At 44.9% G+C, this 23,918-nt stretch carries 25 protein-coding genes; 1 reads left to right on the forward strand and 24 read right to left on the reverse strand.

What is annotated here, in order from left to right; genetic code table 11:
• Positions 1 to 29: 29 nt before the first annotated feature.
• From EST42_RS07090 to EST42_RS07135, 11 genes are all read right to left on the reverse strand, one after another.
• Positions 30 to 209, reverse strand: coding sequence for a hypothetical protein (locus tag EST42_RS07090; RefSeq protein WP_134644831.1), 180 nt, complete (start codon positions 207 to 209; stop codon positions 30 to 32).
• Between the two features lie 50 nt (positions 210 to 259).
• On the reverse strand, positions 260 to 1,453 hold the full coding sequence (locus EST42_RS07095; RefSeq protein WP_134644832.1) for an acetate/propionate family kinase: 1,194 nt from the start codon (positions 1,451 to 1,453) through the stop codon (positions 260 to 262).
• A 167-nt stretch (positions 1,454 to 1,620) separates the two neighbouring features.
• Positions 1,621 to 2,853 (reverse strand): peptidase T, encoded by a 1,233-nt coding sequence (gene pepT / locus EST42_RS07100; protein ID WP_134644833.1) that lies wholly within the window; start codon positions 2,851 to 2,853, stop codon positions 1,621 to 1,623.
• Between the two features lie 21 nt (positions 2,854 to 2,874).
• Complete coding sequence (locus EST42_RS07105) at positions 2,875 to 3,672, reverse strand: Nif3-like dinuclear metal center hexameric protein (RefSeq protein ID WP_134644834.1); 798 nt, start codon at positions 3,670 to 3,672, stop codon at positions 2,875 to 2,877.
• The gene (locus EST42_RS07110) at positions 3,669 to 4,361 is read right to left on the reverse strand and encodes a tRNA (adenine(22)-N(1))-methyltransferase (RefSeq protein ID WP_134644835.1); all 693 of its coding nucleotides are present in this window, start codon (positions 4,359 to 4,361) and stop codon (positions 3,669 to 3,671) included. Before EST42_RS07110 ends, EST42_RS07105 begins: the two co-directional genes overlap by 4 nt.
• 83 nt (positions 4,362 to 4,444) lie before the next feature.
• The gene (locus tag EST42_RS07115; protein WP_245150426.1) at positions 4,445 to 4,795 is read right to left on the reverse strand and encodes an Hsp20 family protein; all 351 of its coding nucleotides are present in this window, start codon (positions 4,793 to 4,795) and stop codon (positions 4,445 to 4,447) included.
• Between the two features lie 167 nt (positions 4,796 to 4,962).
• The gene (locus EST42_RS07120; protein WP_134644836.1) at positions 4,963 to 6,246 is read right to left on the reverse strand and encodes a tetratricopeptide repeat protein; all 1,284 of its coding nucleotides are present in this window, start codon (positions 6,244 to 6,246) and stop codon (positions 4,963 to 4,965) included.
• Between the two features lie 95 nt (positions 6,247 to 6,341).
• Positions 6,342 to 6,491 (reverse strand): hypothetical protein, encoded by a 150-nt coding sequence (locus tag EST42_RS10570; protein ID WP_167711167.1) that lies wholly within the window; start codon positions 6,489 to 6,491, stop codon positions 6,342 to 6,344.
• Positions 6,492 to 6,546: 55 nt separating this feature from the next.
• Positions 6,547 to 8,250 carry a hypothetical protein gene (locus EST42_RS07125; protein ID WP_134644837.1) on the reverse strand — a complete coding sequence of 568 codons (1,704 nt, stop codon included), beginning with the start codon at positions 8,248 to 8,250 and terminating at the stop codon, positions 6,547 to 6,549.
• 102 nt (positions 8,251 to 8,352) lie between these two features.
• Positions 8,353 to 8,718 carry a hypothetical protein gene (locus tag EST42_RS11155; RefSeq protein WP_245150427.1) on the reverse strand — a complete coding sequence of 122 codons (366 nt, stop codon included), beginning with the start codon at positions 8,716 to 8,718 and terminating at the stop codon, positions 8,353 to 8,355.
• Positions 8,719 to 8,991: 273 nt separating this feature from the next.
• The gene (locus tag EST42_RS07135) at positions 8,992 to 9,378 is read right to left on the reverse strand and encodes a hypothetical protein (protein WP_134644838.1); all 387 of its coding nucleotides are present in this window, start codon (positions 9,376 to 9,378) and stop codon (positions 8,992 to 8,994) included.
• 150 nt (positions 9,379 to 9,528) lie between these two features.
• Between EST42_RS07135 and EST42_RS07140 the strand changes: the two genes are divergently transcribed.
• Positions 9,529 to 9,999 carry an NUDIX domain-containing protein gene (locus EST42_RS07140; protein WP_245150428.1) on the forward strand — a complete coding sequence of 157 codons (471 nt, stop codon included), beginning with the start codon at positions 9,529 to 9,531 and terminating at the stop codon, positions 9,997 to 9,999.
• 84 nt (positions 10,000 to 10,083) lie between these two features.
• Here EST42_RS07140 and EST42_RS07145 read toward each other — a convergent pair whose 3' ends face one another.
• The 13 genes from EST42_RS07145 to cmk all read right to left on the reverse strand — a co-directional run bounded on the left by EST42_RS07145 (position 10,084) and on the right by cmk (position 23,846).
• Complete coding sequence (locus EST42_RS07145) at positions 10,084 to 10,461, reverse strand: hypothetical protein (RefSeq protein WP_134644839.1); 378 nt, start codon at positions 10,459 to 10,461, stop codon at positions 10,084 to 10,086.
• A 259-nt stretch (positions 10,462 to 10,720) separates the two neighbouring features.
• Positions 10,721 to 10,864 carry a hypothetical protein gene (locus EST42_RS10575; RefSeq protein WP_010371691.1) on the reverse strand — a complete coding sequence of 48 codons (144 nt, stop codon included), beginning with the start codon at positions 10,862 to 10,864 and terminating at the stop codon, positions 10,721 to 10,723.
• A gap of 52 nt (positions 10,865 to 10,916) precedes the next feature.
• Complete coding sequence (locus EST42_RS07150) at positions 10,917 to 11,450, reverse strand: hypothetical protein (RefSeq protein WP_134644840.1); 534 nt, start codon at positions 11,448 to 11,450, stop codon at positions 10,917 to 10,919.
• A 117-nt stretch (positions 11,451 to 11,567) separates the two neighbouring features.
• On the reverse strand, positions 11,568 to 14,753 hold the full coding sequence (locus EST42_RS07155) for an AAA family ATPase (RefSeq protein WP_134644841.1): 3,186 nt from the start codon (positions 14,751 to 14,753) through the stop codon (positions 11,568 to 11,570).
• Between the two features lie 2 nt (positions 14,754 to 14,755).
• The gene (locus tag EST42_RS07160) at positions 14,756 to 15,925 is read right to left on the reverse strand and encodes an exonuclease SbcCD subunit D (protein WP_134644842.1); all 1,170 of its coding nucleotides are present in this window, start codon (positions 15,923 to 15,925) and stop codon (positions 14,756 to 14,758) included.
• 70 nt (positions 15,926 to 15,995) lie between these two features.
• Positions 15,996 to 16,928, reverse strand: a complete 933-nt coding sequence (locus EST42_RS07165; protein ID WP_134644843.1) for an L-lactate dehydrogenase — start codon at positions 16,926 to 16,928, stop codon at positions 15,996 to 15,998.
• A 76-nt stretch (positions 16,929 to 17,004) separates the two neighbouring features.
• Positions 17,005 to 18,213, reverse strand: a complete 1,209-nt coding sequence (locus tag EST42_RS07170) for an MFS transporter (RefSeq protein ID WP_134644844.1) — start codon at positions 18,211 to 18,213, stop codon at positions 17,005 to 17,007.
• A gap of 110 nt (positions 18,214 to 18,323) precedes the next feature.
• Complete coding sequence (locus EST42_RS07175) at positions 18,324 to 18,842, reverse strand: ECF transporter S component (protein ID WP_010371707.1); 519 nt, start codon at positions 18,840 to 18,842, stop codon at positions 18,324 to 18,326.
• A 1-nt stretch (position 18,843) separates the two neighbouring features.
• A complete protein-coding gene (locus tag EST42_RS07180) occupies positions 18,844 to 19,641 on the reverse strand; it encodes a bifunctional hydroxymethylpyrimidine kinase/phosphomethylpyrimidine kinase (protein ID WP_425335779.1) in 798 nt (265 codons plus the stop codon).
• Between the two features lie 180 nt (positions 19,642 to 19,821).
• A complete protein-coding gene (locus EST42_RS07185) occupies positions 19,822 to 20,097 on the reverse strand; it encodes an HU family DNA-binding protein (protein ID WP_010371713.1) in 276 nt (91 codons plus the stop codon).
• 246 nt (positions 20,098 to 20,343) lie between these two features.
• On the reverse strand, positions 20,344 to 21,654 hold the full coding sequence (gene der / locus EST42_RS07190) for a ribosome biogenesis GTPase Der (RefSeq protein ID WP_043707484.1): 1,311 nt from the start codon (positions 21,652 to 21,654) through the stop codon (positions 20,344 to 20,346).
• A 185-nt stretch (positions 21,655 to 21,839) separates the two neighbouring features.
• Positions 21,840 to 23,072, reverse strand: a complete 1,233-nt coding sequence (gene rpsA, locus EST42_RS07195; RefSeq protein WP_010371718.1) for a 30S ribosomal protein S1 — start codon at positions 23,070 to 23,072, stop codon at positions 21,840 to 21,842.
• A 99-nt stretch (positions 23,073 to 23,171) separates the two neighbouring features.
• On the reverse strand, positions 23,172 to 23,846 hold the full coding sequence (gene cmk / locus EST42_RS07200) for a (d)CMP kinase (RefSeq protein ID WP_134644846.1): 675 nt from the start codon (positions 23,844 to 23,846) through the stop codon (positions 23,172 to 23,174).
• Positions 23,847 to 23,918: the final 72 nt, after the last annotated feature.

A 23,918-nucleotide genomic window follows, 5' to 3' on the forward strand; every position in this document is an offset into this window, starting at 1 on the left:
TGAACGTTTTCTTGTCGTCTCATTAAGGTTTACTTCATTTTAGTTGTCCGGATTTCTTCGAACTGGCCGTCAAAGACGTTTGTTCGATTGGCTGAGGCCCCCATTTTATCAAATGGCGTCACATGATCCACTTTAACAACAACGCGCTTCAGACGGTGCTTACCGTAAAACCAAAAGCCGATCGCTGCAATTATCAAAATTGTTAGCATTTAATGTCCCCCTTATTCATATACAAAGTATACCTGGCGAACCTTAAATTTTACTTTCCTGCTTGTGCCTTAAGACGTTCAACATCACGGGCAATTTCTAGTTCTTCATTGGTTGGGACTAACAACACCGTTGCACTTGATTCGGGTGTTGAGATAATACGCTCTACACCACGAACATTGTTTGCTTCCTTATCCATTTCAATACCAAGGAACTTTAGACGCGCAATAATATCCTCACGCACATTAGCGGCATTCTCACCGATACCAGCTGTGAAGACAATACCATCAACACCACCCATTTCAAATGTGTACTGGCCAAGGTAACGCACCACACGATTCAAGAACATATCCAGTGCCAACTTTGCGTGTTCATTTGTATCAGCCACTTCTTCTAAGTCGCGCATGTCTGAGGACAACGTCGAAACGCCTAACAACCCTGACTTATTGTTCAAAATACGCAACATTTCAGCGTTTGAAAGGCCCTCACGCTCTTGAATGTAGTAAATCAAAGATGGGTCAACGTCACCTGAACGCGTCGCCATCATCAAACCAGCCAATGGCGTGAAGCCCATTGAGGTATCAAATGATTTACCATCTTTAATTGCCGTAATTGACGCCCCCGCACCTAAGTGCAACGTAATCAGCTTTAACTCTGACAATGGCTTGCCCATCATATCAGCTGCGCGTTCAGCAACATAGCGATGTGAAGTCCCGTGCGCCCCGTACTTACGTGCCCCATACTTCGCGTAGTACTCGTATGGCAATGGGTACAAATAGTTTTCGCGAGGCAAGGTCTGGTGGAACGCCGTATCAAACACCGCGACTGAAACCGCGTCGGGCAAGAGTTCTTGGAACACTTCAATTCCCGTCGCATTCGCTGGATTATGCAACGGTGCATAATCCGCCAAACGATGAATCTTATGAAGTACCTCGTCATCAACAATCACTGATTTGTTGAACCATTCACCACCTGCCACAACACGGTGACCGACACCGGTGATTTCGCTCTTATCTGCGACATTTTGGGTGCGGAACTGTTCCAGCATCTCTTCAATGGCTGCTTTGTGATCGGCAATGTCGCGCACAATTTCAGTTTTTTCCCCATTAAACTTCATTGTAAAGACACTCTCAGGCAAGCCAATTCGTTCAACTTGACCCTTTGCGATGACCGTTTCGGCCGGCATATCTAGTAGTTGAAACTTCAATGAAGAAGATCCCGCGTTAATTGCCAATGTTTTTGCCATATTTCATGTGCTCCCTGTTTGCAATGGATATCATCCAATTTATTGGACTAATTATAACATGTAAGCGTTATCATGACTAGTCCATTCCAGAAGATGCTGAAGGATTGACAATCAAAAAAAGCCAGGCAGGCCATTAATAGGCATACCCGACTTTTAATCAACATTGATTACTTGTTATTCAATTCAATAATCTTCAAAATTGTGTCAACCGCTTGGTTCATCACCTTTGTTGACACATATTCATAACGGCCGTGCATGTTCTCACCACCAGCAAACAAGTTTGGTGTAGGCAAGCCCAAGAACGTAATCTTTGAACCATCCGTGCCACCACGAACTGGCTCAATAACTGGCTTGATATCCAATGCCTTCATGGCCGCTTCAGCCAAATCTACCGGCGTCATATCATCCTTAAGAATTTCACCCATATTGTAGTATTGGTCATTCATCTCAAGCTTAATACGCTCAAGGCCGAACTCACCATTCATCTTTTCGACGATATCACGCAAAATTTGCTTACGTTGCTCAAAAATAACGCGATCGTGATCACGAATGATGTAAGCCATTTCAGCTTCTTCTGGCGTACCAGTCAACTTCAAGATGTGGAAGAACCCTTGACGACCTTCTGTCAATTCAGGGCGGTCTCCGGCGGGCAAAGCTGCGTGCAAATCCATGGCAACTTGCAACGCATTGACCATCGTGTCCTTGGCTGAACCAGGGTGTACGTTACGACCTTGAATCTTGATCGTTGCTGCAGCAGCTGAGAAAGTTTCCCATTCCAACTCGCCCAATGGACCACCATCGACCGTGTAAGCAAAATCAGCACCAAATTCAGCCACGTGGAAGTTATCGGCACCAATACCAATTTCCTCGTCTGGGCCAAAGCCGAAGACAACCTTACCGCGCTTGATATCAGGGTTAGCAATCAAGTATTCGGCTGCTGACACAATTTCAGCAACCCCAGACTTATCATCCGCACCCAACAATGTCGTCCCATCAGACGTAATCAACGTGTGACCCGCATACTTCTTCAATGATGGGAAATCAGCTGGTGACAACGTGTACTCTTCGTTCAACTTGATATCTGATTGACCATCATAGTTTTCAACGAATTGTGGGTTAACGTTTTCTGAGTTGAAGTCAGCCGTATCAACGTGAGAAATAAACCCAATCGTTGGCACATCAGCATCTGTGTTCGCTGCTAATTCAGCAAATACATAACCGTCAGCCATAGTACGAACGTTTTCTAGTCCCAAGTCCTTTAGTTCTGTTGCCAAATCAGCCAAAAAAACAACTTCCTTTGGATCTGATGGCACCGTCGTCGACTCTTCGTTTGAACGCGTGTTGACCTTTGCGTAACGTACAAAACGGTCAATTAAGTTTGGATATACTGTTTCTGTCATGTCTATTACCTCTTATCTATATTAAATATATGTGTAAGGATCGGTGTTCTGCGCTGAAGCAAAGACATCGGTCAGTTGCCAACCATTTTCTGTTTGCCAAGTTATCACTAGGTCGACTAACCTGGCCTTGGCAATGGCCTCCATGTGATGATCTGGATCAATCACGACAAAATCATCAGCCAATACATCGTGAGCGGTATGGTAGTAAAAATCTGCTGTCACATAGGCATCAGCCCCCGCTGCCAATGCTGCCGGATATTCGCTACCCCCATCACCACCAAGGACAGCAATACGCTTCAACTGGCGGTTCATATCATTGGCGATAACGCGAACATGGGCAACTTGAAATAAGTCACGCACAAAGGTTGCATAATCCGCAACCGTTTGTGGTGTTGCCAATTCACCAATTCGTCCGAGACCCGTTTGGCCATCTGAATTTGGAATGAGGGGCTTAACCTGTTCCAGTTGCAAGGCACTGGCCAGCCAATCATTCATGCCACCCGCTGCTGCATCTAAATTCGTATGCGCCGCATAAACGACAATGTCATGCTTAATCAAATCAGCATACATACGATTCTGCGGTACTGATAAATCTAAATTCTTAGCCGGCCGGAAAATCATTGGGTGATGGGCAAAAATGAAATCAACGTGCTTGTCAATCGCTTCTTGCACGACTTCTGGTCGGACGTCCAATGCGGTCATCACCGTTTGAATCTCTTGCTCTGGATCGCCGAGTTGCAACCCGATTGGATCGCGTTCCCAAGCTAATTCGCGGGGAGCATAAGCTTCAATTCGTGCAATTAATTCTTTTGCCTTCATTCTCCCAAGACCTCCCCAATATCACGTTGCATCGCTTGATACTCTTGATAAGCCGGGGTGTCCTGCTTATTAGCATCAGCTAACTTCGCCATAATCACACCAATGCGTTCATATTCACGTTGCCACTTCGTTAGCCACGCCTCTGGTCGATTAATCAAGTTATAAGGACCAAATTGTAGCGCTTGCTTATCGTAAGTTACATGACCCGGTACCGCAACCAAAATTTCATAGAAGTGACCATCATCAGCCACAACCGTTTCGTCGGTTAGCTGGTAACCGTTATCCATCAACCATGTTCGCACCACATCAATATCAATATTAGGTTGCAGAATGAGCCGCTGGTAACGTTGGACATCGGCATGGCCAGCCGTTAGAATCTGGGCAATTAAGCGGCCACCCATTCCAGCGATTGTGACCGTGTCAATCAAGTCTTCGGGTTGAACTGCCGCCAGGCCATCAGCCAAACGGGGCACTAACACATCCCCTAACCGATGCCGATTAATTTCATGTTGCACATTATCTAACGGCCCCTGCGCGACTTCACCTGCAATCGCAAATGAAATCCGCTTATTCAACAAGAGATTTGCTGGCAAATAAGCGTGATCTGAGCCAATATCAGCCAGGCGGGCACCACCGGGTACATACGACGCAACCGTCGCCAACCGTCGTGACAATTGCAATGCATCCATTCGCATGTCCTCGTTTCCATTAAGTTTATTACAAATATATTAGCACAAATAACGCCGGCCTGCTAACAGGTCGGCGTTTCTCATCATTTTTGTTTAATCTTCAATTTTGATACCCGACGTTTTTGTAGCCTCGGTCGTCGGCCAACTGACCCGAAACTACGTTCAGATTGCAAAATATTACCATCCTTGTCTGAGTGATCTTTAATTTCATGACGCGTGGCCGCAATATGTAACGTATCTGCTTCGTAATCCACCTTCACGTCTGACTTATCAGCACCAGGGATATCGGCAGTGACTTCAAAGCAATCATCCTTCTCAACAACGTCCGACTTCATATCAGTGCCAAACGTTTGTGAGTGTGCCAATGACGCATCTATTTTATTAAGCAATTCCCCTAGTGTTTCATGTCGTCGACGTAACAATTCATGTGCCATGCATTTAGTCCCCCATTTTTCTAACATGTTTACCCTTTATTTTTAACACGTCAGTTAACTCAGACAATAGCGATAAGACTCGGCTTCACAAACTGTTTAACTTCGTTACGTAGCCATGGTATTTGTGTGAATAAAAAAGCCCATACCGTAAAGTATGAGCTAAAAATTTATAGGCCCTTTTCTTCCTTAAGTTGGTCGTAAAGTTCGGCCATCTCGTAGTCGTTTGGTGCCAATTGCGTGTAGTTGAATAACGCCTCTTCAGCCAATGCTGTCTCACCTTCTTCGCGGAAGTAGTAGTAGGCTGGCTTCAAGAAGTTAATGTTGTCCAAGAAGAATGGCAAAGCGGCGTTCCAGTACTTCGTAGCCATCTCGAAGTCCTCCAAAGCCGTGTAGCTTTGTGCCAAGTTCCAGTACAATTGTGGATCGGTTTCAGAATCATCTTCACCTAAGAACGCATTCAACAAGTTAATGTTTCCCACGTGATCACCCATGGCAACCAATAGTTTTGAATAACCAATCGTCAACGTCAAATCTTCAGGATTATTCTCAAGCGCTTCACGATAAATACGATCAGCTTCTTCATCTTCTCCTCGGATTTGTGCAACAGCTGCTGCACGTTGGTAAAGCGCGGTGTTAAAGGCGTCAACCGCGATACCAGCCTGGTACGTAATCAACGCTTGTTCTTGATCATTTGTATCTTCATACAATTGGCCAAGTGGTTCATACAACCCAGCGTATGATGGATCGATTTCTTGCAATTCCTCTAGGGCGTCGATCGCCTTATCGGCCGTTTCAGGGTCCGCCGCATATGTCATTCCCAATTGGAAACGAACATCTGGTGTCAAGTCAGTCGTCTTGATTTGCTCGAGGTAACCCAAAGCGTTCTTGAAGTTACCTACGAGTGCGTACGCTACACCAATACGTGACGCAATGTCCAAACCAGAGAATCGACGCTCGCCAGCTTGTAGCAACTCACGGTAGAACGGAATGGCTGTGTTATATTGTCCAGTCGCAAAGTAAAACTCAGCCAAGGCAAACTTAATGATTGACTCTTCTGGTGCCAAATCATAAGCTTCACGGAGCTTTGCTTCAGCCGCTTCATTCAATCCTTCAGTTTGATACAAGTCAGCTAGCACTAACAATGATTCAATGTAAGCATTTGACTCTGGTGAAATTTCAGCCAAATAAGCAATCGCTTCATCTGTCTTATCCTCGTCAATTGCAATATCAGCCAACGCCGTACGCAATTGATCTTCATCCGGATACTTCTCCAACAACTTCTGGTAAGCACGCTTCGCTTGGCTTGAGAATCCCAAACCATATAGCTCCTCGGCCAATGAGTAAACTGTGTCATCGTTATCATAACGCAATGACGACGAAAATGACTTCTTTGCATCCTCCAATTGTCCACCAGACAATTCATCAAGCATGCGTTCTGCAAATGTTGCCATAAGTACCACTCTTCCTTCTTGTTTAAAGTCAACAATTTATCATACAGAAAACGCGCCAGGATTGCCAATAAAAAGGGTTTCCTGACGCACTTTGGCTACTTTGTTTCTGTTGCCGTCGCTTTCGCCTTAGCACGTGCTTTTTCTAGCAACGCTTGACGTAACGACTGCTTTTGATCACGCGTTACAGCACCCTTAGACGCTGCCCCACGCGCGAAGTCATTTGACTTGATGGTTCCCTTACCCATTCTGACATACCTCTCTTGTATAAAACGGTACTTATATTATATAAGTACCACGTCCTTACTTCAAAGATTTGTTCGTCAACGTAATGACATTCGCAACTGAGGCCTCTTTAACTGTCTTGGCCTTAATTTGAACGTCATCCCCAGCTTGTAACAACAATGCAGTCTGCGCCTTTGATGGATCTAACGTAAAGAGCTTGTCATTGTCAACTAGCTTAAAAATAACAACTTGTTTGTCATCAAGCGTCGCATTTGCATTGACGCGCGCTACCTTACCAGTGATTGTTTCCGTCTTGATGCTGTCGTCGTTGGCGCTGGCAGTTTGGACGCTACCCGCTAACGCATTTCGGTAAGAAGCCAAGGCATCGGCAGCATTTGCTCCTTCACCAATAACATTTTGGTCCGCCCCCTTAATGTAGGCATACTCGCGGAAGCGTTCGTTTTGATCCATCATCGACACAACCCAAGTTGGCGTACCATCAATGTTCATAATAACCGGGTTTGAGCCGTGCCACTTATTCTGCGGATGCAATTGCTTAGCAACCTTCATCGCCCCATCCGAATCCATGATACCAACGTTCTTACCAACGTAGAACGTCAAGTCACCAGTCCGCGTATTAATCAATGAGTATCCCTTATCCGAATCAGCGTTCGATGTTACCGTCGTAAAGTCGTCGAAGTATGAGATTGACCGATCATTATTAAAGACCGGTGTCACACCACTTTCTGACCCGTTTTCAGTGGGCTTAATTTGGTTCTTGTGGCGGAAATTGAAGGCGTATGGGTTACCATACGTGCGGTTCATCCGTGTAGCTGCCTCTGGGGATACTCCAGCGTCCACCCACTTTGGCAAGTCCTTAGTTGCATAAACCGTCGTCTTACCTGTGTCCGCATTGGTCAACGACACATGAATATCATTAAACACCAACTGTCCTGCCCAACGAACATTCAACAGGGTTTGCACCCAGTATGGTTGCCCATCGTTGTCGATTTCCAAAATTGGTTCACCAACTTGTTCAAACTTTGGATTGCGCATATAAATTTTGCGTGCAATATTATGTGAGAACCAGCTGGTTTCAGAGTAATCCAACTTTTCTTTGACAAAGTGAGCTGTGTCGTTAATGTCAGTCGCTGAAATGATGAAATATCCCGGCAACGTGCGATTTATAAACCATGACATAAACCCAGCGAATTCAACTGGTGCCACGTAATAAGGCTTGCCGTTGATGTATTGGGCTGACAAATCCCCCAAACGGTACATTGATGAATCCGGCACTTGTGAAAAAGCCTTCTTCATCATGTTCTGCGATGCTTGTGCTGAAAGCGCAATTGGCTGATCGTCTTTTGTCAAAGGCGCCTCTTTTTCCACCGTTGCTTTGACAGAGTCATACATTGGCCGCACAGTGACTGCCTGCGAAATACCGGCCGCTAATGAAATCACAAAGGCAACAATTGGAATCACAAACGGCCAAATGGTTAATCCGGCAAAACTAATGCGGCTGCCACGCTTAGTTACTCGTTCAACAACTTGCGCTGAAGCACCGGCAAACAGTGTCCATAGCACAAGAGCCGTTGTTTCAATGGCCACTGGACTCACTAACTGCGAGAGTGTTGGTACCGGCATGAGCCAATACACATAAATCACATTTAGAACCGTCACAGCAATAAACGTCCAAATTGTTAGTTTAGAAATCTTGAACTTAATTGCCCAGACTAACGCAACCAACGCCGTTAGCTCGAGCACTAGAAATGATGTTAACATATCCTACCCCTAATCCACGTAATACCTTAATACTACCTTAGTTCAGACGTGGTGCCTAGACAGAAAAACGCCGACTATTTGTCAGCATTTTTCTGGGGTTCCTTATTCTGAATCGTATTGTGACTTCAGGTTTAGTTTAGGCAATTCTGCATGTTGATGGTCGAAATCCAACACCGGAATACCGTGTGCCATCGTATGGGCATTTCGGTGTTCAAACTGCGCTTCTTCCCACGCCGCATCAGCTTCCTGCCACGACCCCGTTTGCGCCAAAATCTCACGATATTTAGCTGGCATTTGTTGCGCGCCGATGTCTGCATGCGCTTGTAATGCTAGATTAAATACTGCGTGTGGTTCGGCCAACCAAGCAAACAGGCCAATCGTGTCAATTTCCAACGGAGTATAATCCATTTCAGTGACCGGCGTGAATGTATCTGGTTCAAGGTGCATCGCTTTTGGCGCAACCAGCATCTTCGGTGCAGGTTCCCACTCAAAGAAACCTGCACGTCTGTTGATGGCGTCACACGGTTGATTGTCACAACCCCTAACTGGTAGCCCATTGCAAGTCCTAAGGTATACTCATCCGGTAATGGTTCGTCAGCAGACACCATTAAAAATTCAGTCACATCTGTGGCTGGTTCATATGGAAAAGCTAACAACACTTGCTGTCCAACATGGCATCGTTGGCGATTGGTTGTGCCACAACAAGAGCTTTCATTACTCATTCCTCAATCTGTTTCAGTTTCAATCTTCAAAAAGTTCCGCCAAGCGGTTCATTAGGTAGGCTTCAGCCGCTTCTACGGCATCTTCTAATTCCTCAGCATCATCTTCAGTAAAATTTCCAACAGCCTCGCGATTATGTAAATTATGGATCGTTAACAATGTTGTGCGCTCGCCGTCTGACAATCCTGTATGTAGATTCTCCAAAGCGAGACTCACCATGTCATCGGTGGCTGGCAATTCAGCAAACACTAAAAATGATTGCATAATCTTACGGCGCTCTGATTCATATTCAGCGTGGATGTCCTCTTCCAGGCCTTGGGATTTGGCAATTTCTGTTGTTTCACGCTCGGTCACTTGGTCTAGGTACAAAACCGTCCCTAGCTCTATATCAAATTCATCAAACGTCATATCAACCTCCTGTACGTTACTGTGGCCCTTATTGTAACATATTCACAGAAGTAAGTTAGTCAATCAAACCAGTATAATCGTTGATCAAAGCGCCCAAGCCACTATGATACAATGATCTTTAGTTAAATCCTCGGGGGGCCTATGATGGTGATGGAAAATTACTTTAATGCGCTACGTGAAAAAATCGGCCATGATGAAATCATTATGCCAGGTGTCGCCGGTGTTCTATTCGATGCCACACGTACAAAAGTTTTGCTGGAAAAACGTGGCGATGGTGAAGTCGGCTGGAGTCTGGTTGCCGGCATGCAAAACCTGGGCGAATCTTCAGTGACCACGATTATTCGGGAATTTAAGGAAGAAGCCGGCATCGATGTGACGGTAACGGCTCTAATCGGCGTTGACTCAAATTTTCACCACACTTTTCCAAGCGGTGATCAAGCCCAAATACCAATGACCTTGTACGAAGTTAAACAGACTGGTGGTGACCTGCGAGCGGATGGGGATGAGACCTTGGCACTCGCGTTCGTCCCGCTAGCTGATAACCCTAAAATGTACAACAGCCAACACCAACTAGTTATCGAACAATTGCAGCGTCAGGTACCTTATGGTTGGTTCTTCTAATAACCATAACCAACTGCCACTATTTTTCGGCACATTAACAAACGGCCAGCCCAGAAAATACTGAGCTGGCCTTTTCATTGATAGTTAATCTATTACCTGACCAATCGTTGCCAATACATTAGCCCGGTAATCTGTTGACGTCGCATTTAATTGACGCATCTTGTAATAGGCATCCTTATAATCAAAATCACCACGGCGCGTTGCTGCGTAAACCATTAACAAATTGCAGACATCAGTTAACGAATCCATCGGACGCAACTCGCCACTCGCTTCTAACGTACGAATGTCGGTCATATAATCTTCATGATCAAACTCATACCACGTTTGCACCTGCAACAAGACCCCCATCGCCCATCCTTCTTCGCGAACAATTAAAGACATCGTTTGTCCTGCTCGCATCTTCCGTAAAACATTGTTGAATCGGTTGCTCACATTCAGAATACTTGTCGCAATTAATGCCATTTGTCATTACCTCTAAATCAAAATCTTTCTGAATTTATCTTACCACAAGTTTGTGAAATAAAAAACAAAAATTACAACAAACAGCAATTGAACAAGCTTACAAAGCGGTTTTTAATTGTGAAAACTTTTTCATTTTGTGATTAGCCCGACAAAATGAAAAGGTATCTGGCTTAAAATCAGCCAGACACCTTTTATCACAGCAGTTAGTGGGCACGTCAGCAGTCTAAAACCCACCGACATTCCCAGACTGCTTTATTGTTTACTTATCTTCTGCCAAAAAAGCATCAATTTCTGCCGGCGAATCAACCAACTCTACGTGGATCAAACCACGCTTCAGTTGTAACTCAGTTTCCTTTGTCAATCGGGTTGCTTGCTTCTTTGCTAACTTTTCAGACTTCTTCATGAGACGGCCTCTTTTCATTTAATACCTTTATTATACACGACGAGGCATGCTCTTAATTTTCATTTGTTCGATGCAACTTTGCAAAGCACGTCATCACCCAGTGTTCAACATCAGCTGCCACCGTTGAAAAGGTCACCGCATACCAAACACCTAGTACCAAAGCCATCAATCCAACTGTAAACATTACTGACCACACACCGCTGATACCCATATTAGGGAAAACAAAATAATCCAGTAACATAAAAATTATGGGACTAGCAATCACCAAGGTTAAGGTCATCATTAAATCATTTTCGTGTTGGGTCCGGGCTTTGTCGGCCGCCAGGTGCAAATCATGGGTTAACTCATGCAAACCCGTCGCAGTCAAAATTTGCACCCGGTCCTGTACCGCAATCGGTAAAGCTTGCTTAATCAAAATGGCAGCCATCATGCTATCACCTGCAGCACGTGGCGCCAAGAAAAGAGTGCGACGCTTAGGTAGCATCGCGTACAAATCCGTTGCATTTAATTTTTCAGCATAAATATCATCTTCACTTTGAGCAAATAAGATTATTTCGTCTGCCAATGGTTGTACAACAAAAAACATCGCACACACCTCCATCACTAAGCCGTTAAATTTCTCTCTGAGAGACCATTATTCCCCTATTCATTAACAAAAGCAATGCGTTTGTTCTAGAAATTCCGGTAAAGCGGTTTCATTGGTTTAGACCATTCTATATGTCAAACGACTGCGTCCATCCCCGAGTTTCGTAACAACCATCTGCTGCTGAATTTGGCGTTTCATTGATTCCACGTGCGAAATGACACCAATCAAGCGACCACTTTGCTCGACCATCGAGAGCGCTTCCAAGGCCTGATTCAATGTGTTACTGTCCAATGAACCAAATCCTTCATCAATAAATAGTGCATCAATTTTGGCACCACCAGCCCGTTGTTGCACAATCTCTGCCATCGACAGCGCAATCGACAACGCTGCAATAAATGATTCACCACCTGACAACGTACTTGTCGACCGGACCTTACCCCCATCCTGATCATAGATATCAATATCTAGCCCATTCTGGTTCGCTCGTCCTGCCTGTCGACTTGATAGCACAAATTGGTATCGACCACCTGATAAAGTACCAATATAGTGTTCGTTCGCATAACTTAAAACTTCATACAGGAAACTACGTAATACATAAGGTTCCAAACGAAGATGTAACAAATTATTACCATCGACCACCTGAGTCAATTTAATCAAATCAGCCGACTTTGCTGTAATGGCATCAATGTCTGTTTGCAATTTCGAAATTGTAGTCTGTTGCTGTTGCAAAGCCTCCAATAGCCATTCTGCTTTATTTAAACTTTCGGTTGCTTCAGCTAAAGCAGTTTGCTTTTGCGTCAATTCAGCTTGTAACTGTGACAAATTGGGCCGTTCTTGGCCAGCAGTTAACGTCTGACTCTGCGCAATGGCTGTCGCGACCGTCTCACGTTGCGTGTCATAAGCAGCTATTTGCCGTTCTAATTGGATTAATTCATCCGGTTGATTCTGAAGGCGTGCTAACAATACCTTAAACGCTCGTTCATCCGCAACCGGACCGTCAGTAATCGCAACACCGAGACGACCCTTTGCCCCATCTAATGCCGCTTGGTACGTCTCTTGCTCTTGACTTAGGACTCTCCGTCGCTGCGAAAGTTCTGCCTGCGTCTGTTCAGCAGAGCGAATTTTCTCGTCAGCGATCTGGACAGCTTGTTGATGGATCGCAATTTTTTCAGACAACGCCTGTTGTTCGACCTCATAATCACTGACTGTTGTAAGCTGACCGTCCGAATTCAGATCGTCTTGCTCACTGTCATTTCCAGCCATCTGCGTCGTAATGCCCGATAATTGCGTTTGCGTCCGTGCTAGATTAGTCTTAACAAATGCAATATCCTCCGTCATAGTCGCTAATGTCTCTGTCAGGTGTTCTTGTTTAGTGACCTGATCTGATAGGTGCTGGCGTACTTGTGAAATGACAGTCTGTACGGTTGACGTATCATACGTATCTGGCAACAAATTGTTTGGAAACACGGTTGCCCATGCTGTGAAAAATTGATTATACTCACGAGCAAATCCGTCTCGTTCTGACATAAGTTGCTTTGCCAACGCATCATATTGTTGTTTGGTTTGTGTGGCGTCCGTCGTCAAACTTGCTTCAGTCGCGATTGCTTGTTGCTCGGCAGTCTCAGCCTCATCAACAGCCGCCATAGCCACCTTAATTTCAGCATACGAGGTGCTACCAACGTGCGGGTCAGCTCCCTCGCCAGTATAAATCTGACCACAAACCATGCAAGCCTCACCAATTTTCAATTCACTGTGAAGTTGTTTAATCATGAGTTCCCGGCGTAATGTCGCCTTCGCTTCACGCATCGAAATGACATCCTGCAGATTAGCTTTAGCCGTATCTAACTTACGTGTCACCTGCATCAAATTCTCAGCCTGTTGCGCGACCTTTTTTTCAGTCTGTTGCAATCGTTCATCAGTCCGTTGTAGCTCATCAGCTTGGGCAGTAAAAACCAACGATTGCTCACGCGATGCTGAAACAGACGCTACTTTCGCCAAAGACGTTTGTAGCTCAACTTCCTTGGCAGTTAATTCAGTCAATTCGGCCGTTAACTGGGCTTCGTTAGTTTGTAGCGTTTGCCGTTGCTGGGCCAACTGAGTTGCTTGCGCAATCAGCATTGCCAGACGCTGCGCATTAGGCAACAAAGTTCGTGTAATTCTTGTCAAACGTGCTTCAGCAGTTTTGATATCAGCTGCTTGTGTTAAAAGTTCCGCTTTAGTAGCCATCGCCACTGACAGGCTATTGGTTGTAGTGGCTTCGCGTATCGCCAACTGTGTTAATTCAGTCGCAACCCGCGCTAGTTGTTCTTCATATCGCGTCACATCATTCACGATGCTTTGCTGTTGGGTTCCCCACTGCAATAGCGTTGCTTGCTGCCGTTGCTCATTAATTTGCTCGGCTTGTTCATCAAGCTGTTGCTGCTTAGCCGTATTTTCAGCCAACAACTCAAATTCACGATTTAATTGTTCGGCGACTTTCACCCGTTCCTGCGATTGCGCAACGGCCATAGTTGCCGTCGTCTTTTCGGTGTCTCGGGTCGTCACTATGTCTGTTGACCGCGCAATATAAACAGTTAAAGCGTTAATTTTCTCAACGGCCGTCGGTACGCTTTCTGCAATTGCTGGATCATCCCACGAAATTTGTGACAACGCCACATCTCGTTGGGTCTCAAGATTCGTAATTTGTTTTAACGTGTCTTTTTGTTGTTCCTTCAACGACTCTGTGAATTGATTAAAAACTTCCGTACCAAATAGACTCCGCAAAATGGTCATCTTATCATCGCTCTGGGCGGCCAAAAATTCACGGAATTGATTCTGTGGCAACAAAATGATTTTACGGAATTGGTCTGCATTCAGATGCAATAATTCTTGAATCGCATCCCGCACAACCGGAATTTTCTCACCCATCGCTGCAATAGGCACTTGCAAAGTTTCATCAACTTCAGTCAATGACACTTCGGCTTTGCGTTCAGTGGTATCATCGTCTGATTTCGCACCACGCTTTTTCTTTAATTGTTGCGTCGGTTTGCGACTAATTCGATAGTACCGCCCGTTGTGCTCAAACCAAAAAGTCACAACCGTTTCTGCTGTTGTGGGCGCAAATTCACTGCGCATTTCCTCTGGCTTACGTTCACTGGTCCCTTCCCCAAACAAGGCGTAGGTCATTCCATCAAACATTGTTGTTTTACCGGCACCGGTATCGCCAGTGATCAAAAACAATTTCGATTCTGTAAAACGCTCAAAATCGACCGTCGTTTGTTCATAGGGCCCAAAATATTGTAACGCTAATTTAATTGGACGCATCTTTATCCCTCTTCCTGCTGGCGTAACTGTACTAGTGTATCTGCGATAACACGTTCTTGCGCTGCGGTTAGTGATTCTTGTGTGACTTCTTGGTAGAAGGTCGCAATCAAATCATCATCGGACACATCCTCGGCAACGACTTTTGGAATAACCTGATTAACCATCGTGAGTGCAGGTAAGTCATACTGTACTTCAACGACATCCCCATAAATGTCAACCAAGGTTGCACGTGCATTCGTTGTGTGTGCAACGCCCTGAATACGAATACTAAAAAAATTGGCGTGGTTTCTAGCATACTGTTGATAAAATTCAGGATTTATCAAGGTCTCAAACGGTGCTGATAGGACAATCAAATCTTTGGTCGGTGTAATTGGGTACCAAGTTGTGTGAACCGCGTCAGATGTAATATCGACAATAAAGACACCCTTCTCAGTTTGCGCTTCCTTGGTATTGAATTTGACAGGTGAGCCAGCATATTGAATTGTTGTGGTTGGACTAGCTTCGCGTAAATGCAAGTGTCCCAATGCCACATAGTCAAATGCCGAAAATTGGTCGGCAGTAATCCCCTTTAATCCACCGACGCGTGAATTCGTTTCACTGGTAAATTCATAATCCGCATTGCCTGCGCCTGTCACATAATAATGGGTTACCAAAATATGTTGCTTTTGTGGATCAAACGTCGCCACCATATCTTGCACAATCCGGCTCATAACCTGTTCAATACTTTGGTACGCCGCCAATTCGTCTTCTGGGATTTGATAATAAACACGTGCGGTTGTCGGTTCAATAAATGGTAGTAAATAAATTTGCGTTTCTGGTGTTTCCACTGGTTTAAATGCACCCGCTAGCGTTGTATTTAGGAATAACTCGGTTTGCTCACGCCACTCATGGCCCGCTCCCAAACGTGTCGCACCATCGTGGTTCCCAGAGACTGCGTAAATCGGTAAATGATGGGTCAGATTCATTTCTTTCAGCATCCGCTCCAAGGCCGTCACTGCCTGTGTCGATGCAATCGCGCGATCATAAAGGTCGCCAGCAATAATGACCCCGTCGACTTTTTCGGCAATCGCAATGTCTAATATCTTTTTAAAAGCAGCTTCCTGCTCTGATAACAAACTGAAGCCACCTAATTCTTTACCGATGTGCCAATCAGCTGTATGTAATAATTTCATGTGTCTCTCATTTCTCAAATGAAAAAGGCGACCAAACACGCACCGCTTGTTTGGGTCACCTTTCAGTGTCTTACAATGTGTCGACAATCTCGTCAAACTTTTCTTGGATACAGTCACGTGATGCTAATAGCTTTTCTTGCTCATCAGTTGTTAAGTCTAGATTAGCTTCTGCTAACACGCCGTCACGGCCAATCACCGCCGGGTATGACAAATAAATGCCCATATCATCACGTCGGTTCGAAACCACTAATTCTGCGTGCGCATCAGCCATCACAGCTTTTGCAATCCGAACCGCAGTCGTTGCGACACCGTAACTCGTATAACCTTTGCCGTTTAACACGGTAAAGCCTCCCTTACGCGCTTCGGCTTCGATACCGGCCAAATCAATATCACCAGCATCGGCCAGCTTAGCAATTGGCTGACCAAGCACTTGCACCGTTGACCACGCGACAAATTGCGAATTACCGTGTTCACCTAAGTTATAACCGGATACTGAACGAGGGTCCAAGTCCAACGCCTCGCCCACAGCACGTTGCATACGCGCCGTGTCTAGCAAGGTTCCCGTACCAATCACCTTGTGTGTTGAAAAGCCAGTAACTTGCTGGAATAATGCGGTAATAACGTCGACCGGGTTTGAAATCACAATCAGAACCCCGTTAAAGCCCGATTCTTTTAAATTGGTCCCCACCGATTGCACCATACTACTCGTAAACTTTAGTTCCGCAAATCGATCACCGCTTGGATTGTCCTGTTGCAACTTAATGTTCCCTAACGTCGAAATCACAACATCCGCGTCTTCCAACACTGACCAATCATTAATTGTGATATTACCATGCATTTCTAAATTAGCCATCGCATCTTGGAAGTCCAGTTGATCCGCCATTACCTTACGCTCGTTTGCGTCGATAAATACGTAATCATCTGCAACCCCTTGTGCAATTAACGCGTGTGCCACTGCACTACCGACGTTCCCCAACCCGATAATTCCGACTTTACGTGCCATATCATCCTCCAAAGTTTTAATAATTTCATTATACCGAAAACGGCCATCGTTCTCCACCGAACAACAGCCGTTACCTTTATGCTTTAAATAAATGTTTCGTTGCCGCCATCAACAATGCGGCTGCAATCATCAAAACCACCAAAATTAGATAAACAATATTCTGAATTTCGCCAGCTGGATTTGCCGTAAAGGCCATCCCGTAAAGCATTGGCCCAAACGCAGACATGAAGTAGCCACCGGCCTGAGCCATTCCGGATAGTCGCGCAGTTTCAACTGGTGAATCCGTCTTTGCAGCAAACATAGTCATCGTGTAAAGGAAGAAGAACGATGTCGCAAAACCAATCAAGACGGTTAATGTCCACCAATATACCAGCGATGACGTATCCTGATTAAACAACATGACTGCCCCAGCCAGCGACAGCGCACCCGCAATAGCAATTGCCATCATCGTCCCACGACGACGCATGTGAACAAGAATGTTTGGTACGATTATCGAAATTGGCATACCGATAAATGAGTAAAACGACATAATAACTGAAATTGCCCCTGCTGACACGTGATGGTGAGCCATCATCGTTGGTAACCAAGCAACTCCCGTGTAATTAATCGTGGCCTGAATCCCAAAAACAATCAAGAAAGGCCAAGCCCGTACATTGGCCCAAATACGCTTCTTAGGCGCTACGTTTTGTTTTTCAGTCGCGGTTGCTTTCACTTTTTCTGGCACCAACCGTGCCGTATAGAACCAGAAGCCCAAGACAATTGCTGGCAATAGCACCAGCAACCACATCACGGCATGCCAACCGAACATCGCAACAACCGGTGCAGTTAACAAACTAAACGCGGCTGAACCTACCATAATCGTGAGTGAGTAGAGCGATGTATAGACCCCAACTTTATGTGAAAAATAAGCAGCCACAAATGAAGGCATAAAGACATTCAAATGGGCAATACCAATTCCCACAAACACCGTGCCCAACAACATCGTTGGCATCGTCACAACTAGTCGCAGTGCCGTCCCCAGAAAAATACTTGCAATTGACAAGAATAATGCTTTTTTAAGGCCAAACACAGCCATTGTTTTGGATGCAAAGTTTGAGATTAATAAAAATATCACCAATGGAATCGTTGTTAATATACCTAACTGACCGCTAGGAACACCTAATTCCTGCGATATTTGTGACAACATCAATGGCAATGTTGTAATTGGCGACCGCATAATTAATCCGATCAGCATGACACTTGCCGCTAATGCAATGCCCGTTGGTAAAACTTGTTTCTTACTCATGTACCCGCTCCTAAACCTTTTAAATCAAGGTATCTAGCATACCATTGTTTCAGATATGAAAAAAGCCACCAGACGTCTCAATCCGGTGACTTTTTTGTTACTTTGCAAAGTTAGTGACTTTTAGGCATCAAAATCTTGCGCAACGGTACGCTCAGCAACAAAGCCAAGATAAATCCGGCCAATACTTGCATGATGTTAGCTGGCACATCGGCTAGTCCCGCCAAAAAGGCTGGGCCAAGCTGCATTTTTGCACCACCGTTCAACCAGATTAAGAATGAACCGGCTAACCAGTACCCAACGACCATCACCAAACCGCCTAAGAAATTGCCGAAGACGCGCTTCCCAATCGAAGGATTTAACCCATACTTACCAATCACCCAACCTTCACCACCGTGAATAAGTAATGAAAAGATCATCCACTGGGGATAGCCAGCAAGCAAATCAAGCAATAAACCCGTTAACCCACCGACCATTGCGCCGGTTCTTGACCCATAATGCCAAGCTGCGATAAAAATACCAGTTTCCACCAATGACACAAAGCCTGTTGGCGTCGGTATCTTGGCGACATAACTTAAGACAATATTGATAGCGACAATCACGGCCGCGATGGTTAATTGTTTCGTTTTCATTTTATTGTTCCTCACTCAAACGTCTCGCGGCCTGCCAAACATTACCAACCGGCAACGCGTCGTTTAACGGTACCCCATGTTTGATACCTTCATACACAAATGCTTTTGCATCTGAAACTGCATGCGCCGTTGTTGCCCCAGCAGCTAACTGACTAGCTATCGCAGAAGAAAACGTGCAACCAGCCCCATTATTGTAGGCATTGGCCACCTTTTCTGTCTTAAAGGTCTTCAGCCCATCAGCCGCCACTAAAACATCAACTGCTTCTTGGCCGGCTAAACGCTTACCACCTTTCACCACGACCGATTTGGCGCCCATTTGCTGCATGATACGAGCTGTCTCAGTCATATCTGCGGCTGTTTTAATCGGTCGACCGCTTAACAACTCTGCTTCAACTAAGTTCGGTGTGGTAATGGTCGCCAACGGCAATAATTCTGTTTGAATGGCTTTCACCAGTTCATTGACATTCGTCGTGTTTGTCTCTTTAAAAGCCATCACCGGATCAATTATAACTGGTAGGTGACTGGCATACTCTTTTAAATACTTCGCAACCAGTTTAACGTGCGCAACGGTCGGTAGCAAGCCAACCTTCACACCAGCAATATCATCAATCGCAAAAATGGCGTCAAGCTGGGCTGCTAAAATGGCAATCGGCACGGGATGAATGGTGAAATCATCTGGCGTGACAGTCGCAATGCTGGTGATAGCACTAAGCCCAAAGTAACCATATTCATTAAACGTTGCTAAATCGGCTTGAATGCCCCCACCAGCCAAAACATCCGAACCTGCAATCGTCAACATTTTTGTTGGTTTCAATCTGCCATACCTCCACATTGATATCAATAAAATTAAGTTTAGCACATAATTTTATGAGAATGTATGAAAAAATAAAAAGAGTGAATATCATCATTCACTCTTTCCATATTATCAACCTTTTAGGCCCCACGAATCACCGTGAATACCAGTATTACAGGTTTTAAATTACTTGATGGCGTCCTTCAAGGCCTTACCAGGCTTAAAGGCAGGAATCTTTGATGCAGCGATCTCAATTTCCTCACCCGTTTGTGGGTTGCGACCCTTACGAGCTGCACGTGTACGAACTTCGAAGTTACCAAAACCAATCAATTGTACCTTGTCACCCTTTGCCAAAGTATCTTGGATTGATGCAAAGACAGCATCAACTGCTGCCGTTGCGTCCTTCTTAGTCAAACCAGTTGTCGTTGCAACGTCGTTTACCAATTCTTGCTTGTTAGCCATGTTAATATCCTCCTGCTTAGTAGCTGATTGGGATTCCCAATGTACGAAATGAAACTCGTTGTTCCCTTATTTCGATATTTAGAATAGCATAGTTACCCGACCTTAACAAGCGATTGTTTGCTTAAAACGTTGATACAGCGCGCTTTTCAGCCTTTTTCAACAAAAATTCATGTTTTGTCATCATTTTGCGTACAAAAAACGAAAAAGCACCAAATCCGAACGGACCGGTGCTTTTTGCTCACTTGCTTACGTACGAGCACGCTTAATCAAGTGAATTGGTGTTCCTGTAAAGTCGAATGACTTACGAATTTGATTCTCAAGGAATCGCGCGTAAGAGAAGTGCATCAATTCTGGATCGTTAACAAACACCACAAAAGTTGGTGGTTGAATGGCAACCTGTGTCGCATAGTAAACACGCAAACGCTTACCATTGACCGTTGGGGTTGGGTTCAAAGCTAACGCATCCATAATCACTTCATTCAGCGTTGCAGATTGCACACGCTTTTGGTGGTTTTCGTTAACCTGCTTAATCAACTCAGGTAACTTGTTCAAACGTTGCTTCGTCTTGGCTGAAACGAAAATAATTGGTGCGTATGACAAGTATTGGAACTCATCACGAATCTGATTTTCAAAGTCAGACATCGTGTGATTGTCCTTTTCGAGCGTATCCCACTTATTAACCACGATGATAATGGCACGACCAGCTTCGTGCGCATAGCCTGCAACGTGCTTGTCTTGCTCACGAATACCTTCTTCAGCGTTCAAAACCATCAAAACAACGTTGGAATCATCAATTGCACGCATTGCGCGCATCACTGAATACTTTTCAGTTGATTCATAGACCTTACCACGCTTACGAATACCAGCAGTGTCAACCATGACAAACTCATCACCGTCAGCAGATGTAAAGCGCGTGTCAATGGCATCACGGGTCGTTCCTGAGATATCAGAAACAATGACACGTTCTTCGCCCAGGATGGCATTAACAAGTGATGACTTACCAACATTGGGACGTCCAATGAATGAGAAGCGGATTGAATCATCATCAGCTTCGGTGTCCGTTTCTGGGAAGTGTGAGACAACTTGATCTAACAAGTCTCCCAACCCAGTTCCGTGAGAACCTGAGATTGGGAATGGATCACCAAATCCCAACGCATAGAACTCATAGATTTCTGAACGCATTTCAATGTTATCGACCTTATTAACGGCCAATACGACTGGCTTTTTTGAACGGTACAAAATTTTTGCAACGCGTTCATCAGCTTCTGTTAAACCTTCTTGCGCAGAAACCATGAAAACAATCACATCAGCTTCATCAATCGCAATCTCAGCTTGTTGAACAATCTGCGTCATAAATGGCTCATCAGCCATGTCAATTCCACCGGTATCAATCAGACGAAATTCGCGGGTCAACCATTCTGCGCGCGTATAAATACGATCACGCGTAACGCCTGGCGTGTCCTCAACAATTGAGATACGATCACCAGCAATACGGTTAAAAATAGTTGACTTACCGACGTTTGGGCGGCCGACAACGGCCACAACAGGAAATCCCATGTTACCCTCTTTTCTGTCAGCGCACCGAAGCGGCCGACGTGTTCATTACTATTTTCGATTATACTGTTTAATACAGCATGTGTCTGTTATCGTGTGACCAGCACAAAAAATAGCCCATTTACGAAATTAAGCGTGCGTTAGGACAACCCAACACACGCTTAATTTTTTAAGCTATTAAAAGCTGATTAGTTGAAGTCCTTGAAGATATCTCCAAAGGCATCACCCAACGTAGCTGAACCCTCTTCTTCTGAAGTTGAGTAGTTAGTTGGAGCTTGTTCTTGGCGAGGACGACGTTGGCGACGAGGACGATCGTTGTTTGATTGACCTTCTTCGCGAGCAGGAGCCTCTTCCAAAGCCTTGATTGACAATGACAAACGTTGCTTATCAGGGTTTACTTCCAAAACCTTAACCTTAACCTTGTCACCGGCCTTCAAAACATCACTTGGGTTAGCGATGTGCTTGTGTGAGATTTGTGAAACGTGAACCAAACCTTCAACACCAGGGAATACTTCAACAAAGGCACCAAAGTCAACAACGCGCTTAACAGTACCTTCCAAAACAGTTCCTTCTGGAGCTTCTGAAGCAGCAGCTTCCCAAGGACCAGGTTGCGTAGCCTTGATTGACAATGAGATACGTTCCTTTTCAGGATCCAATCCCAAAACCTTAACCTTAACATCTTCACCAACTGACAAAACGTCTGAAGGTTGTGAAACGCGCTCGTGTGAGATTTCAGATACGTGTACCAATCCGTCTACACCACCAAGGTCGATGAATGCACCGAAGTTAGTCATGCGGGCAACCTTACCTTCAACGACATCACCAACTGACAATTCGTTGAATACACGTGCCAATGCTGCTGAACGCTCTTCGTTCAAAACATCACGACGTGACAAGATCAAGCGGCTGTCAGCAGCGTTGATCTCAATAATCTTCGCGCGAATAGTCTGACCCTTGTATTGGTTCAAATCTTGCACGAAACGGTTCTCGATCATTGAAGCAGGTACGAATCCACGTACACCTTCAACGTCAACAACCAATCCACCCTTAACGACTTGCGTTACAGGTGCTTCCACAATGTCATCAACATTGTGCTTGCTTGCGATTTCTTCCCAAGCACGACGAGCTTCCAAACGACGCTTTGACAATAGGTATGATCCACCTTCCTTGTCAGAACCGATAGTTGAAACCACTACCAAATCCAAAACGTCTCCTACCTTGACAAGGTCATTAACGTTAGCATCACGGTCAGCCGTCAATTCGCGCATTGGGATAACACCCTCAACACCGGCACCTTCGATACCTACGATAACTTGACGAGCATCGTCAATTGCCAAGACTTCACCCTTAACTACATCGCCAACTTTAACTTCGGCTACGCTGTCAAGAGCTGCCAATAGCTCGTTGTTCTCTTCGTTCATTACAATATATCCTCCTGGTCACACGACTCTAGTAACTATTATACCTAATCCTTTTATAAAATACTAGTAGTCACGGCCAACTTTCTTTACTAATTTATATTATTTGTTTGTTTTTGTCGCGATGATATCCTTGACTGCTGCCACAACACCATCAATTGACAAACCGGTTGTATCTAGTTCAACTGCATCGTCAGCCTTCTTGAGTGGTGAAATTTCGCGGTGTGAGTCAAGATAATCACGCTTTTCAATCGCAACTTCCAACTCAGCCAACGTTGTGTCCATGCCCTTGGCTTGGTTTTCCTTAAAACGACGTTGGGCACGTTCAGCAACTGATGCAATCAAGAAAATCTTAACTTCCGCATTTGGCAAGACAGTTGTACCAATATCACGGCCATCCATCACAACGCCACCCTTAGCCGCAATGTCGCGTTGCAAATCGGTCATTGCTTCGCGAACAGCCGCATACGCTGAGACTGCTGAAACATTGGCTGTCACTTCAACAGAACGAATAGCTTCGGTCACTTCTGTGCCATTCAAGAAAACCCGTTGCACAGGTTCACCTGGTTCAAAAGTAATCGTTAGGTCTGGTAATAATGCTGTGACCCCTGCTTCATCTTCTGACTTAACGCCAGCCTGAAAAGCAGCTAGTGTAATTGCGCGATACATAGCACCAGTATCAACATACACAAAGTTTAAATCTGATGCCAAAATTTTGGCAATCGTTGACTTACCTGCTGATGCAGGCCCGTCAATCGCAATTTGAATCGGATTCATTTCAGTAAGTTCCTCACTCGTTAATTTAACAACTAATTGTACGCTATTTCAGAACAAAATAAAAGAGACACA

Source organism: Weissella cibaria, from assembly GCF_004521965.1.
Lineage (GTDB): Bacteria > Bacillota > Bacilli > Lactobacillales > Lactobacillaceae > Weissella > Weissella cibaria_A.